Genomic DNA, 13,361 nt, shown 5'->3' with positions numbered 1-13,361 from the left:
AAGACGATTCCCACCGAGTCCCGCCGTCATGTATCTCGATAATGCAGAAACCAACCGCCGTTACGACGCCGCTCTCGCAGAGCTGCGGGCGCAGGGCGTGTTCCGCTCCACCCGGCCGCCAGTAGGCGCGCGGGTGCTGCATTGGCTGGGCTTCGAGCCGCGCCCGATTCCCTATCTCGACTGGAAGCAGAACCTGCTGATCTTCGCAGCCGGCTTCGCTGTGGCGCAGCTTCTGGTGGACCACCTGCTGAGCGCGACCGAGGGCATGTCCTTCGCGCCGCATCTGGTGACGCTGGTGATCTCGGCGCTCGCCTTTGGCGCGCTGATGGCGCTGTGGCAGATCCACCGCAAGAACAAGCTCGGGCTGAGCGATTGGGACGACCTCTAGGGGCGATTCCCATGCACGAACCCAAGGCACCGGCGGTCTGGCCAGCGCGCAGGTTTCTTCCTAAGCTGCGCGCAACCTGACGCGCCTTCCCGCGCTACATTGCCCCGGAGCCTGAATGCCCAAACGCCTGCGCCTGACCCGTCGCTTTCCCGTCGCCATGACCAACGACGCCTATCGCAGACTCAACCGCTTCGCGCAGGAGGCGGAGATCACGCCCGACGAGGCGCTGACCTTCCTGTTCGAGCATTTCAACTCCGTCACCCACGAGGAAAATCTCAACCACCGCCTGCGGCTGTTCAAGGCCGAGCTTGGCGAGCGCAAAGCCTGATTTCGAAAGGACATCCATGACCCGCCTGTCTCTCGTTTTCGCTGTCGCGCCCCTTGCCCTCTCGGCCCTGCCCGCGTTTGCCTTCGACGCCGCCGACCGCAACGCGGTCACGCAGGAAGTCGCGGGCTTCACCAAGGCGGTGGACGAGAAGGATTACTCGGTCTTCTTCGACACGGTGCCGCCGAAGATGATGCAGGCAATTGCGGATCAGACGGGTGTTCCGAAAGAGCAGCTCGAAGACATCATGCGCAAGCAGATCAACGACGCGATGGCCTCGGTGACGATCGACGATTTCGAGATGAACATCGCGGCGATGAAGACCGGAGAGACGTCTTCGGGCCGGGCCTATGCGCAGATCCCGACCTCGACGGTGATGGAGGTGCCCGATATGGGCAAGGTGCGCTCGACCAATACCACGCTGGCGCTGCAAGACGGCGAGGAATGGTATCTCGTGCGCATCGACAGCCCGGCGCAGATCGCGGTTCTGCGCAAGGTCTATCCCGATTTCGAAGGCATCGAGTTCCCCAAAGGCACGATGGAAGCGGTGCGCTAACCGCGCCGCGCCGCTCGCTTTTTCCACGCTTTCCGTTCACGTCCGTTCACCTCTCGCAACGGAACGTCGCCCTCTCCCTCGCGTTGGACGCGACGTCGTGCTGGAATGACGTTGCGGCGAAATGCTCATGAGGGGCTTACGTTCGCGTCACTTAGGGGTCAGATTGGCCCCGTGATCAGGGAGGACCGCAGCGAATGGCGGCACAACTTTATTGCTTCGGAGAGTCTGGCAACGCCTACAAGGCGGCGCTGACGATGGAACTGGCGGGCTACGACTGGGAGCCTGTCTATGTCGATTTCTTCAACGGCGAGGCGCGCAGCGCCGAGTATCAGTCGCTGAACGAAATGGCCGAAGCACCCGTCTTCAAAGAGGGCGATCTGACTCTGTCGCAATCCTGCGTGATCCAGCTTCATATCGCGGAGCAGACCGGCAAATTCCTCGCCGAGGATCGCAACGAGATGCTGCGCTGGATGTTCTGGGACGCGCAAAAGGGCTCGGGCCAGCAAGGCGGCCTGCGTTTCCTGATGAACTTCCTGCCCGAAGAGAAGCGCCCGCAAGAGGCGATCGGCTGGCTCAAGGGCCGCGTGCTGACCGCGATCAAGACGCTGGAAAAGCATATGGACGGCCGCGACTGGGTCGTCGGCGACCAGCCCAGCTTGGCCGATTTCGCCTGCTGCGGCTACCTCTACTACCCCGAGCCCTTCGGGTTCGACCGCAAGGAATTCCCCAATATCGACCGTTGGCTGGATGGCATCGCCGCCCTGCCCGGTTGGAAACACCCCTATGATTTGATGCCCGGCAATCCTTCCGACCGGGCGTGAGGAGGAACCATGACGGAAGCCTATATCTATGACGCAGCCCGCACCCCGCGGGGCAAGGGCCGCAAGGACGGCTCGTTGCACGAGGTCAGCTCGGTCGCGCTGTCGGCGCGGCTGCTGAACGCGGTGGCCGAGCGTAACAACCTCGAAGGCCACGCGGTCGAGGACGTGATCTGGGGCAACGCGACCCAGGTGATGGAGCAGGGCGGCTGCCTCGCACGCTCGGCGGTGCTTCTGTCGGATCTCGACGAGCGCATCCCCGGCCTGTCGATCAACCGCTTCTGCGCATCCGGCATGGAAGCGGTGAACCTCGCCGCGAACCAGGTGCGCGGCGGCGCTGGCAAGGGCTATATCGCAGGCGGCGTCGAAATGATGGGCCGCGTCGCGATGGGCTCGGACGGCGCGGCAATTGCCGTGGACCCGTCGCTCGCGATGAAGACCTACTTCGTCCCGCAGGGCATCTCGGCCGATATCATCGCGACCGAATACGGCTTTAGCCGCGAAGACGTCGACGCGCTCGGCGTGGAATCGCAGCGCCGTGCAGCCGAGGCGATCAAGGAAAACCGTTTCGCGAAATCCATCGTGCCGGTGAAGGACCAGAACGGTCTGACCATCCTCGATCACGACGAATTCCCGCGGGCGGGCACCACCATGGAAAGCCTCGGCGGCCTCAAGCCCTCCTTCAAGGAGATGGGCGAGGTGATGCCGGGCTTCGACAAGGTCGCGATGCTGAAATACCCGCATCTCGATCACATCAACCACGTCCACCACGCGGGCAACTCCTCGGGTATCGTGGACGGTGCCGCCGCCGTGCTGATCGGCAACAAGGAATTCGGTGAGGCGCATGGCCTCAAGCCGCGCGCGCGCATCCGCGCCACCGCGAAGATCGGCACCGATCCGACGATCATGCTGACCGGCCCGGTTCCGGTGACCGAGAAGATCCTTGCCGACTCGGGGATGTCGATCTCGGATATTGACCTGTTCGAAGTGAACGAGGCATTCGCCGCGGTCGTGCTGCGCTTCATGCAGGCCTTCCAGGTCGATGCCGACAAGGTCAACGTCAATGGCGGCGCGATCGCGCTTGGCCACCCGCTCGGCGCCACCGGCGCGATCATCATCGGCACGCTGCTGGACGAGCTGGAACGCCGCGACCTGAATACCGGTCTGGCCACGCTCTGCGTTGCGTCCGGCATGGGCGCCGCGACGATCATCGAGCGCGTGTGAGGGAGGAACAAATGGCTGATTTCAAATACGAACTTGGCAGCGATGGCGTTGCCGTCATCACTTGGGACGTGCCCGAGAAGTCGATGAACGTGATGAGCATGGAGGGCTTCGCGCTCCTCGACAGCTTCATCGACAAGGCGCTGGCGGATGACAAATGCAAAGGCGTCGTCATCACCTCCGGCAAGCCCGATTTCGCGGGCGGCATGGACCTCAACGTCATCGCGCAAATGCGCGAAGGCGGCGCTCAGGCGATCTTCGACGGCGTGATGCAGATGCACCACGTCCTGCGCAAGATCGAGCGTGCCGGCATGGACCCGAAGACCAACAAGGGCGGCAAGCCGATCGCGACCGCGATCCCCGGCACCGCGCTCGGCATCGGTCTGGAACTGCCGCTGTCGACGCACCGCACCTTTGTCGCGGACAATCCGAAGGCGAAGATCGGCCTGCCCGAGATCATGGTCGGCATCTTCCCCGGCGGCGGCGGCACCACCCGTGTCTCGCGCAAGCTCGGTGCGATGGCGGCGGCGCCCTTCCTGCTGGAAGGCAAGCTGTCGGACCCGAAGAAGGCGAAAGCCGCCGGCCTGATCGACGAGGTCGTCGAGGATCCGCTGGCCGCCGCGAAGGAATGGGTGCTGAACGCGAAAGACGCCGATCTGGTGAAACCGTGGGACGCGAAGGGCTTCAAGATGCCCGGCGGCGCCCCCTATCACCCGGCGGGCTTCATGACCTTCGTGGGTGCCTCCGCGATGGTGCATGGCAAGACCGCAGGTGTCTATCCGGCGGCCAAGGCGCTCTTGTCGGCGGTCTATGAAGGCGCGCTCGTGCCCTTCGATCAGGCGATCAAGATCGAGGCGCGCTGGTTCACCAATGTGCTGCTGAACCCGTCGTCGACCTCGATGATCCGCTCGCTCTTCATCAACAAGGGCGCGCTGGAGAAGGGCGCGAACCGTCCCGACGTGTCGGACCAGAAGGTGAAGAAGGTCGGCATCCTCGGCGCGGGCATGATGGGCGCAGGTATCGCCTATGTCTCGGCCAAGGCCGGTATCGAGGTCGTGCTGATCGACAACAGCCAGGAGGCCGCCGATCGCGGGAAATCCTATTCCGAGGGCATCCTCGACAAGGGCATCTCGCGCAAGAAGGTCACCGAGGAAGGCAAGGCGAAGACGCTCGGCCTGATCAACGCGACCACGGATTATGCCGCCCTTGAGGGTTGCGACCTGATCGTGGAAGCGGTGTTCGAGGACGTGAGCGTGAAGGCAGAGGTCACCAAAAAGGCCGAAGCCGTCATCCCGCAGGATGCGATCTTCGCGACCAACACCTCGACCCTGCCGATCACCGAACTGGCGAAGGCCAGCGCGCGCCCCGAGCAGTTCATCGGCATCCACTTCTTCTCGCCCGTCGACAAGATGATGCTGGTGGAGATCATCAAGGGCGCCGGGACCGGCCCGGTGGCCGTGGCGAAAGCGCTCGATTTCGTGCGCCAGATCCGCAAGACGCCGATCGTGGTCAACGACGCGCGCTTCTTCTACGCCAACCGCTGCATCATTCCTTACATCAACGAGGGGATTCGCATGGTGGCCGAAGGCGTTAACCCGACGCTGGTGGAACATGCGGCCACGATGGTCGGCATGCCGCTGGGGCCGCTGCAGCTGGTGGACGAGACCTCGATCGACCTCGGCGTGAAGATCGCCAAGGCCACCAAGGCGGCGATGGGCGATGCCTATCCCGATGAGGCGGTCGATGACGTGCTGTTCTGGATGGCCGACGAGGGCCGGATGGGCCGCAAGTCCAACGCGGGCTTCTACGACTATGACGAGAAGGGCAAACGTCAGGGCCTCTGGGAAGGTCTCGACGCCAAGTTCCCGCGCGCCGACGAGCAGCCCGACGTGCATCACGTGCAGCATCGCCTGCTGATGGCGCAGGTGCTGGAAGCGGTCCGTGCCTTCGAGCAGGGCGTGCTGGAAGACATCCGCGAGGGTGACGTCGGCGCGATCCTCGGCTGGGGCTTCGCTCCGTGGTCGGGTGGCCCGTTCAGCTGGCTCGACATTCTCGGCGCTGGTAAGGCCGTCACGATCTGCGAGGCTCTCACCGCGCAATACGGCCCGCGCTTCGAGGCCCCGGCACTGCTGCGCGACATCGCAGCCAAGGGCGAGACCTTCTACGGTCGCTACGGCGACGGTCAGGCCGCGAAAGCCGCCTGATCCGACAGCGCCAGAAAAATCAGAACGCCGGGACCGCAAGGCCCCGGCGTTTTTCTATGCCCCGGATGCACTTCAACACCGAGACGCTCATCTACCCAGAGGACAAAGGAAAACGCCGCACCCTGGTCATGGGTGCGGCGTTCGGCCTGTCAGTTGATCAGGAGGGAATCAGGCCGGGCTATCACTCTGCCGCGTAAGCGTGCGCGGTCAGATCTTCGTCGATGAGCCCTGCAACGATCGAGCGTGCCATTTCAAGCGACAGCGTCTCGTAGTTCGGGCCTGCATCATCGTCGAAGAGTGCTTCAAGCCGGTGGCTGTTGATCGAACCGCAATGGACCATGCCAGAACCATTCGCGTAGACGATCTCCTCCTCCTCAAACTCCAGCACGATCACGTCGATCGGACGGTGGGGTGTAATCCGATCGATCCCACGATAGCCTTCAAGAGCAGAGGCAGGGATTACGGCGAAGGGGTCACCGTAAATTGCCTCAGCCATATCGCTTTCCACCATCATGTTCTGTTCAGGCAAAAGCAGCATCGGGGTTTTGTTGCCCAACGCGCCGACCGGCACGGCGAGCGGCTTGCGATGGTCCGGGCAACGCCCGTGACCGAGCCAGAGTTGAGTTCGCTTGACGTCCACGACGGGACGCAGGCCACTGTCGAAGGTCATGACCATGTCGCCAACCGCAATTGCTTCCACCGGGCGCCAGCCCATAGCGGTCGCGATTCGCGTTCCGGCAACGATCCCCGAAGCAGCCCCGTTATCGAGCACTCGCCCGGAGGTTGCGCCCGCCAGAGCGGAATCAAAGGCGCAATCGTCGTTCCAAGTCGTCGTTGCACTGCGGGTCATGTCGGTCTTCCTTCTGAAAGTCGGCGAGGCCATTTCTTCGTCCTACCTAGATCAATTGATTCCTGGGGAGTTTCCGGGGCCGAAAGGTGACCGAAATGTGGCAAACCTATACTTTCGGACAGTAAGTTGCTCACGGACCCGTGATTGACCTATCTTTTTGGATAGGGGTTCGCGCGTTTGACCTATCTTTTTGGATAGGGGTGCGCTCACAGACCCGTGAGAATCGCCCAAATTGCGTCGCAAATTGCAATTGCGCGAAATTTAGAATCGGTAACCGAACCGCGCGATGTCCTCGGCACAGAGTTTCGAAACCACTTCAGCGTCGAAATCTGAAAAATACCCGCGCCAGTTGCGCTTCCGCTCGGAGATGTTGCATCTCGCGAGGGGAGTCACGGAAAAACCGAGATGTGACGCGAGGGGGGCGGCATCGGCCTCTACATCTTCGAGGCGAATATAGAGGTCACAAATCTCCTCCCCGTCCGGCAACCGCATGTAGCTGCCATAGGGGGCCGCCGCGAGCGAGGCCTGCGTGTGCGGATGGTTAAGGAAGTCCGAAAAGCTGAGCGACTTTGCTAACGCCACGGCGGGATGCGCCATCCGCTGCTCGCGCAACCAATGGTAGTAGCTGACCACCCGGTCCCACGGGTTCCGCACCAGCGTGAAGGTGAAATAGCTGTGCGCCTCATCTTCGCTATAGAGACCCAGACCGTCGCTCAGCGTGGAATGCTTCCAAAGCCGCCCCCGGGTCTCGCGCCCCTCCAACCTGCGTTTGCGCCGCCGCGCTTTGGGCGTATCACCGATCAGCAGGTCATCCGCCATCGCGCGGTTCTCCAGCGCGAGCGTCAGCGCCGTGCCACCCGTCTTCGGGATATGAACGAAGATGTAGCGGCGGCCATGCGAAACGATCATGCGCGCGACACTAGCTGTGACGAAAGATGACGCAAACCCTCTTTCCTTTCGCGCGATGCCGCCTGAAGATGCCCGGACAATTTACGTGGAGGATTTCATGGGCTGGCTTGCCGACGAGACGGGTCTGGAGAAATGCGCGGCGAATTACGCACCGCTTACACCTTTATCGCATCTCAACCGCGCGCTGGAGGTCTTCCCCGAGCGACCGGCGGTGATCTACGGCAGCCGCTCTTACAGTTACGTTGATTACCACGCGCGCGTGAGTCAGTTGGCCTCCGCCCTCAAGGCGCGCGGGGTGAAACCCGGCGACGTGGTAGCGACGCTCCTGCCCAACACCCTGCCCCAGATCGAGGCGCATTTCGGCGTGCCCGCCTGTGGTGCGGTCCTCAACGCGATCAACACGCGGCTCGATGTCGATACCGTCGCCTATATCTTCGAACATGGCGGCGCGAAGATCGTGCTCTGTGACGTGGCCTTCCTGCCGGTGGCCGAAGAAGCCGTGAAGAAGATGAAGGGCCCCGCGCCGCAGATCGTCGAAGTGGCCGACCCCGAGCACGGCTTCGAGCCGACCGGGCATTACCTCGAATACGAGGCGCTCGTGGCCGAGGGCGATCCGATGTTCGACTGGATCATGCCCGAGGACGAATGGGAGAGCATCGCGCTCAACTACACCTCCGGCACGACGGGGCGGCCCAAGGGCGTCGTCTATCATCACCGGGGCGCCTATCTCTCGACTCAGGCGAATGCGATCTCGTGGCGGATGCAGCTTTATCCGGTGCTGCTGACCATCGTGCCGCTGTTCCATTGCAACTCGTGGACCCATAGCTGGATGATCCCGATGATGGGCGGCACGGTCGTCGGCTGCCGGGACGTGACTGCGAAGGCGATCTACGACGCGATTGCCGATCATGGCGTGACGCATTTCGGCGGCGCGCCGATCGTGCTGAACACCATCATCAACGCCAAGGACGAACATCGCCGCGCCTTCGATCACGTCGTCGAGGTCTTCACCGCCGGCGCCCCGCCGCCCGCCTCGACGCTGGCCGCGATCGAGCCGCTGGGCTTCAACGTCACGCAGGTCTACGGGCTGACCGAAACCTACGGCCCGGCGGTGGAATGCACATGGAAGCCCTCCTGGGAGGGAACCGAGGGCGAGGCCCGCGCCGATCTGAAGGCGCGCACCGGGGTCTCGATGCCGATGCTCGAGAAGGTCACCGTCTACGATCAGGGCAAGGAGGTCGCGCGCGACGCGCAGCATCTGGGCGAGATCGTCTTCCGAGGCAACATGGTCATGAAGGGCTATTTCAAGAACCCTCAGGCGACGCGCGAGGCCTTCGAGGGCGGCGTGTTCCATTCGGGCGACATCGCCTTCATGCATTCCGACGGCTACATCAAGATCACCGACCGCGCGAAGGACATCATCATCTCGGGCGGCGAGAACGTCTCCTCGGTCGAGGTGGAGGGCGTGATCTGCGCCCATCCGGCGGTGTCGCTCGCCTCCGTCGTGGCCAAGCCGGACGAGACCTGGGGCGAGGTGCCCTGCGCCTTTGTCGAGCTGAAGGAGGGCAAGGAGGCGACCGAAGAAGAACTGATCAAGTTCTGCCGCGCGCGGCTTGCGGGCTTCAAGACGCCCAAGCGCGTGATCTTCTCGGAACTGCCGAAAACCTCGACCGGCAAGATCCAGAAATTCGAGCTTCGGGCGGTCGCCAAACTGCTCGACGCGTAGGCCTTCTTTCTACGCGTGCGCGCGCCCGCGCGCGAGGGGCGCGCGTGAAATGCTCAGCTTTCGCTCTCGGCGCAATGCTGGCGGAAGGCGCGCGACAGCATGTCCAGCTCGGCGCGCAGAAGGTCGATCTCTGCGCGCAGATCACCCGCGAGCGGCGCACCCGCGACCAGCGAGAATCGGTCGATCACCTCGCCATCCGCCTTGCGGCAGACGAGGAAGGTCAGCACCCCCTCGCTCAGCAACGCCGCCGGGATCGGCTGCGCGATGCGCCAGTCGCCGGGCGTGCCACTGACCGACAGCCCTTCGAGCACCTCGCCCTGATGGCGCACTTCCAGATCGGGTGCCTCTTTCTCATGGCTCACCGCTTCCCAGCGCCCTGCCTTGATCCGCGTGCTGTCCAGCATCCTCGCCTCCGTCACAGTTCGGCGCGCGGGTAGCGCGCGAAGGTGAGATCGCGGATCACCACCTCATTCATCCGTGGGTTTTCAAAAATCAGATCGACCCACGCCTTTTCCAGCCGCCGCTCGTTCATCCGCGTATAGGCCAGATCGAATTCGACAGAGCGCGCGCCGTCGCCATGGGGCAGTTCGCGCACCAGCTGCTCCGAATTGGGGCCGTGCTTGATGTTGAGGCGGCAGAACACTTCCAGCTCCCGCTCGCAGTCCAGCTGCATTTCCAGACGGATGAGATGGTTGAGTTGCAGCCCGCCAAGCGCCGCGTCGGGCAGATCGAGCACCAGCGACAGGAACGACCCTTCGAACCGCAGCACATCGAGCCGCAGCCCGAACGGCGCGAGCGTCTCGCCCTTCGTATTGCGGATCTGGCGCAGCGTGATCTCGGAGCGCGGGCAGTCATGGAACAGGGTGAGGTCATCGCCGAGCTTGGCGCGGCTTTGCGCCCCCGCGATGCCATGCGGATGCGCCTTCACGCGCCAGAGCGGCGGACGCCACGCCCAATCACTGCCCGACGGTTTGCGCACAGAGGTATCGCCGGGAAAGGCCGTCAGCCGCTGTTCTGTCGCGCGCAACACCGTGTCGACTTCGTTGCGCAGGGCGCGGGCACGCGCGCGCAGACCGCGCAGCCCCTCCGGATCCAATGCAGGGACCTTGGACGCCGCATCGCACCAGCGCCGCAAGCTGCGTCGCTCGGCAATCCGTTGCAACAGCGATCCGCCGTTCCGTCCTGCCATGTGCTGCCCTTCTTTCCCGCCTGCCGGTGCCGTTTGCGGCATCACAGCAGTTATTCCTTATCATCGGGTTGCGAGAAAGGGGGAATTTCCGCACGAACTCATCGCGTTCCGGGGTTTCGACCGGGAAGGTGACTGCGCGTCGGCTTGGGCGGTCAATTCGCGGCGCGGATCGCGGCGATGAATGTCTCGAGCAATTGCCGCTGCCGGGCATAGCTCATTTCGCCTTCCTTCAGCGGCATCACCGACAGCGCCGTGATCCGCCCGCCAAGCGCCGTGACGCCCCGCAGGTAGGTCTTCGCAATCGGCGGTCCGCCCGTGCCGGAGCGATCCTCGACCCGCAGCAGCAATGTACCATTCGAGATATCGGTGCCCTTGATCGTCACGTCAGCGGCTTCGCCGGAGCGCGACAGCGCCGCGCGCCCGATCTCGGAATGGAAGAAATCGCCGATCTTCTTGAGACGGTCCTGCGACAGCTTGCCGGAGCCATCCTCTAAGGCGGGCGGCCCGACCGTGACGCTCAGCAGCGCGGGCTCGGGCGCGTGGGCGTCGTCGGCATTGCCGGAGATCGCCGCGCAATTGCCGAAGAGCGCGAAGCCCCCCGCGCCGGAATTGCGCAGGCTTTTCGGATCGATGCACCAGCCTTTCGGCGCCGCCACCGTCAACGCGCCATTGGCGAGCGTCGTGCGCGCCTTCGCGACCTGCGCCGTGCCGAAGGCGGTCGGCTGGCAGGCGGCCAGCAAACCGGTCATCCCCAGCGCGAGGGCGAGGGGCTTCAAAAGACGTGACGAGCGGTGTCCGACAGCAGAAATCATGCGCTTGGAAATAGCCTCAGGGCCCTCATCGCGCAAGTCTGCCAAGCCTCGAAGCAAATCGACTGCGCGGGGTTCAGCCCAATGCGATCCGGCGCGCCGCGGCCGTGCCGTCATCCGGATCGTGGCTGACCATCAGGCAGGGAATCCGATCGCCCTGGAGATGCTGCAGCGTGAAGCTGCGGATCTCGGCCCGCAGCTCCGCATCGAGCGCGGCGAAGGGTTCGTCGATCAGCACCGCACGGGGCCGCGCAAGCAGCGTACGCATCAGCGCCGCGCGGGTGCGCTGCCCGCCCGACAGCGTCGCCGGGTCGCGATCCGCCATGCCTGCAAGCCCGGCCTGTTCCAGCGCGGCCTCAACCGCCGCGCGCCGGGCCGCTTTGCCCTTCACCTGCGCCGACAACCCAAAGGCCAGATTTTCGCCGACCGAGAGATGCGGGAAAAGCTGCGCCTGCTGGAAGAGCATCCCGATACCGCGCTTCTCGGCGGGCAGATGCGTGACACTTTCACCATCTAGCCGCACATCGCCCGAAGCCGTGAACCCACGCGGCAGATGGCCCCCGATATGGGCGAGCAGGCTCGACTTGCCAATCCCGGACGGCCCCATCAGGCAGACGGTCTCTCCGGGTGCTACGACCAGCGACAGCGGTGCGAAAAGCGGCGCCGAGGCGCCGGGCGCAGTCAGGCTCAGATCGATCAACTCAAGGCTCATGCCACTCCTCCGCGCAAGCCGCGCCGGTTGCGATGCCACCATGCCGGGACCGCGAGCGCCAGCGCGAAACCCACCCATGGCAGCGCCGCCTGCATCAGCGCAAGGATCGCGGCCAGCCGTCGATCCGCCCCGGACACCAGCGCCACGGCCTCCGTGGCCAGCGCCTGCACGCGCCCCGCGCCGGGCAGCAGAACGGCCAGATATTGCGCTACCGACACCGCGACCCCGATCGCCGCCGCCGCGCAGATCGGACCCAGCAGCATCGGCAGCTTGATCCGCAGCAGCCGGCGCGTCGGCCCGGCCCCGAGGCTCGCCGCACTGGCGAGATGCGCCGGGTCGAGCGCGCGCCACGGCCCGGAGAGTGCGATCATCACGTAGGGAAAGACGAAGAGCAGCTCGGCCCATGTCACCGCGACCGGCCCCGGCGGCAGGCCAAGCCAGAGAAACCCGGTGGTCAGCCCCTGCAGAAACCCGATCTGCGGCAGCAAAAGCGGCAGGACGATCAGTGCGCCGAGCGGCAGGCGTTTGCCGGAGCGATCCTCGCTTTCCAGCCAGAGCATCGCGAGGATCAGCGCCAGCGCGGTCGAGATGAGCGCAAGCGTCAGGCTAGTCAGCGCGGGCCCCACCCAGTCGGCGCTGGCCCAGCGTTTGAGGGTCAGATCGGCGGGCAGCGCATCGGGAAAACGCCAGAAGCTCGCGAGGCTCCACAGGATCAACGCGCCAAGCGATCCAAGCGCCAGCAGCCCTCCCGCCCCGATCAGGCCAGCACCACTCCAGTTCCGCCGCGATGCGCCGCGATGCCCGGTGCGGATCAGCGCCCTGCCGAGCCGCGCCACCGCGCGCTCGCCCCCTATCCACAGCACCGCACTCGCCCCCATCACGGCTAGCAAGATCACCGCCAGCGCCGAGGCGGGCACCGCCTGCGCGGGATCGGGCGCGCCGTAGAGCCGCAGGATGCGCACCGCCAGCGTCGGTGGGTTCGACGGCCCGAGGATCAGCGCCATGTCGACGACCGACAGCGAGAAGGCCAGCACGATCAGCACCGGCAGCCGCAGCGCCGGGTACAGCTGCGGCCAGACGATCCGCGCCCAGACGCGGCCCGGCGCATAGCCAAGCGCCCGGCCCGCCGCCATCTGCTCCGCCACCGGGCGCTGCGCGGCGGCGACCAGCGTCATCAGCGTCAGGAACGGCACCTCTTTCAGCATCAGCCCGAGGATCAGCGACAGCCCCCACGGATCGCCCACCGTCACGATCTGCGGTGGCAGATCCCAGTCGGTCGCCCAGGGCGAAATCAACCGCGCGGCCCAACCCGAAGGCGCGATCAGGAAGGCCAGCCCGATTGCCAGCGCCGCATGGGGCACCGCGAGCAGCGGCGTCAGCCAGCGCGACGCGGATTGCCGCGTCACCAGCCAGCGCGCCAGCGGGATCGAGGCCGCGAGCGACAGCAGCGCAGCCCCCAGGCCGGTCACCAATGTCAGCCGCAGCGAGGTCAGGATACCCGGCGCGCCCAGCGCCTCGACAAACCCGCCAAGGCCCAGCGCGACGCGCCCCAGCCCCGGCTGCCAGCCGAAACCGGTCGCCAGCGTCAGCGCCGCGCCCAGCAGCACCGGCGCGCCGATCACCAGCGTCAGGATCGCCACGGCGAGCCGCATCA

The 13,361-nt window shown here is 65.0% G+C and carries 14 protein-coding genes; 7 read left to right on the top strand and 7 right to left on the bottom strand.

Features of this window, described 5'->3' with window-relative positions; all coding sequences use genetic code 11:
- Positions 1 to 28 precede the first annotated feature (28 nt).
- The 6 genes from BMI89_RS09780 to BMI89_RS09755 all read left to right on the top strand — a co-directional run bounded on the left by BMI89_RS09780 (position 29) and on the right by BMI89_RS09755 (position 5,512).
- Positions 29 to 388 carry a DUF6404 family protein gene (locus BMI89_RS09780; protein ID WP_078570773.1) on the top strand — a complete coding sequence of 120 codons (360 nt, stop codon included), beginning with the start codon at positions 29 to 31 and terminating at the stop codon, positions 386 to 388.
- Between the two features lie 115 nt (positions 389 to 503).
- On the top strand, positions 504 to 716 hold the full coding sequence (locus BMI89_RS09775; protein ID WP_078522325.1) for a hypothetical protein: 213 nt from the start codon (positions 504 to 506) through the stop codon (positions 714 to 716).
- 16 nt (positions 717 to 732) lie between these two features.
- Positions 733 to 1,269: a hypothetical protein gene (locus BMI89_RS09770; protein WP_078570772.1), complete on the top strand. Its 537-nt coding sequence runs from the start codon at positions 733 to 735 to the stop codon at positions 1,267 to 1,269.
- A gap of 194 nt (positions 1,270 to 1,463) precedes the next feature.
- Positions 1,464 to 2,090, top strand: a complete 627-nt coding sequence (locus BMI89_RS09765) for a glutathione S-transferase family protein (protein WP_078522323.1) — start codon at positions 1,464 to 1,466, stop codon at positions 2,088 to 2,090.
- 9 nt (positions 2,091 to 2,099) lie between these two features.
- Positions 2,100 to 3,311: an acetyl-CoA C-acetyltransferase gene (locus tag BMI89_RS09760; RefSeq protein WP_078570771.1), complete on the top strand. Its 1,212-nt coding sequence runs from the start codon at positions 2,100 to 2,102 to the stop codon at positions 3,309 to 3,311.
- A gap of 11 nt (positions 3,312 to 3,322) precedes the next feature.
- Positions 3,323 to 5,512, top strand: a complete 2,190-nt coding sequence (locus BMI89_RS09755; protein ID WP_078570770.1) for a 3-hydroxyacyl-CoA dehydrogenase NAD-binding domain-containing protein — start codon at positions 3,323 to 3,325, stop codon at positions 5,510 to 5,512.
- A 181-nt stretch (positions 5,513 to 5,693) separates the two neighbouring features.
- Here BMI89_RS09755 and BMI89_RS09750 read toward each other — a convergent pair whose 3' ends face one another.
- A complete protein-coding gene (locus tag BMI89_RS09750) occupies positions 5,694 to 6,362 on the bottom strand; it encodes a Hint domain-containing protein (RefSeq protein WP_168174816.1) in 669 nt (222 codons plus the stop codon).
- Positions 6,363 to 6,623: 261 nt separating this feature from the next.
- On the bottom strand, positions 6,624 to 7,271 hold the full coding sequence (locus BMI89_RS09745) for a sulfotransferase family 2 domain-containing protein (RefSeq protein ID WP_078570769.1): 648 nt from the start codon (positions 7,269 to 7,271) through the stop codon (positions 6,624 to 6,626).
- A gap of 97 nt (positions 7,272 to 7,368) precedes the next feature.
- Between BMI89_RS09745 and BMI89_RS09740 the strand changes: the two genes are divergently transcribed.
- Positions 7,369 to 8,997, top strand: coding sequence for an AMP-binding protein (locus BMI89_RS09740; protein WP_078570768.1), 1,629 nt, complete (start codon positions 7,369 to 7,371; stop codon positions 8,995 to 8,997).
- Positions 8,998 to 9,050: 53 nt separating this feature from the next.
- On the opposite strand, the gene BMI89_RS09735 is transcribed toward BMI89_RS09740, so the two are convergent.
- The 5 genes from BMI89_RS09735 to BMI89_RS09715 all read right to left on the bottom strand — a co-directional run bounded on the left by BMI89_RS09735 (position 9,051) and on the right by BMI89_RS09715 (position 13,359).
- The gene (locus tag BMI89_RS09735) at positions 9,051 to 9,401 is read right to left on the bottom strand and encodes a hypothetical protein (RefSeq protein ID WP_078570767.1); all 351 of its coding nucleotides are present in this window, start codon (positions 9,399 to 9,401) and stop codon (positions 9,051 to 9,053) included.
- 11 nt (positions 9,402 to 9,412) lie between these two features.
- Complete coding sequence (locus BMI89_RS09730; RefSeq protein ID WP_078570766.1) at positions 9,413 to 10,186, bottom strand: DUF6478 family protein; 774 nt, start codon at positions 10,184 to 10,186, stop codon at positions 9,413 to 9,415.
- A 152-nt stretch (positions 10,187 to 10,338) separates the two neighbouring features.
- Positions 10,339 to 10,935, bottom strand: coding sequence for a hypothetical protein (locus BMI89_RS09725; protein ID WP_078570765.1), 597 nt, complete (start codon positions 10,933 to 10,935; stop codon positions 10,339 to 10,341).
- 136 nt (positions 10,936 to 11,071) lie between these two features.
- The gene (locus BMI89_RS09720) at positions 11,072 to 11,707 is read right to left on the bottom strand and encodes an ATP-binding cassette domain-containing protein (RefSeq protein WP_078570764.1); all 636 of its coding nucleotides are present in this window, start codon (positions 11,705 to 11,707) and stop codon (positions 11,072 to 11,074) included.
- Positions 11,704 to 13,359, bottom strand: coding sequence for a hypothetical protein (locus BMI89_RS09715; protein ID WP_078570763.1), 1,656 nt, complete (start codon positions 13,357 to 13,359; stop codon positions 11,704 to 11,706). Before BMI89_RS09715 ends, BMI89_RS09720 begins: the two co-directional genes overlap by 4 nt.
- Positions 13,360 to 13,361 lie beyond the last annotated feature (2 nt).

Origin of the sequence: Thioclava sp. F36-7 (assembly GCF_002020075.1) — a bacterium.
Lineage (GTDB): Bacteria > Pseudomonadota > Alphaproteobacteria > Rhodobacterales > Rhodobacteraceae > Thioclava > Thioclava sediminum.
This window is presented reverse-complemented; position numbering and strand designations above follow the sequence as displayed.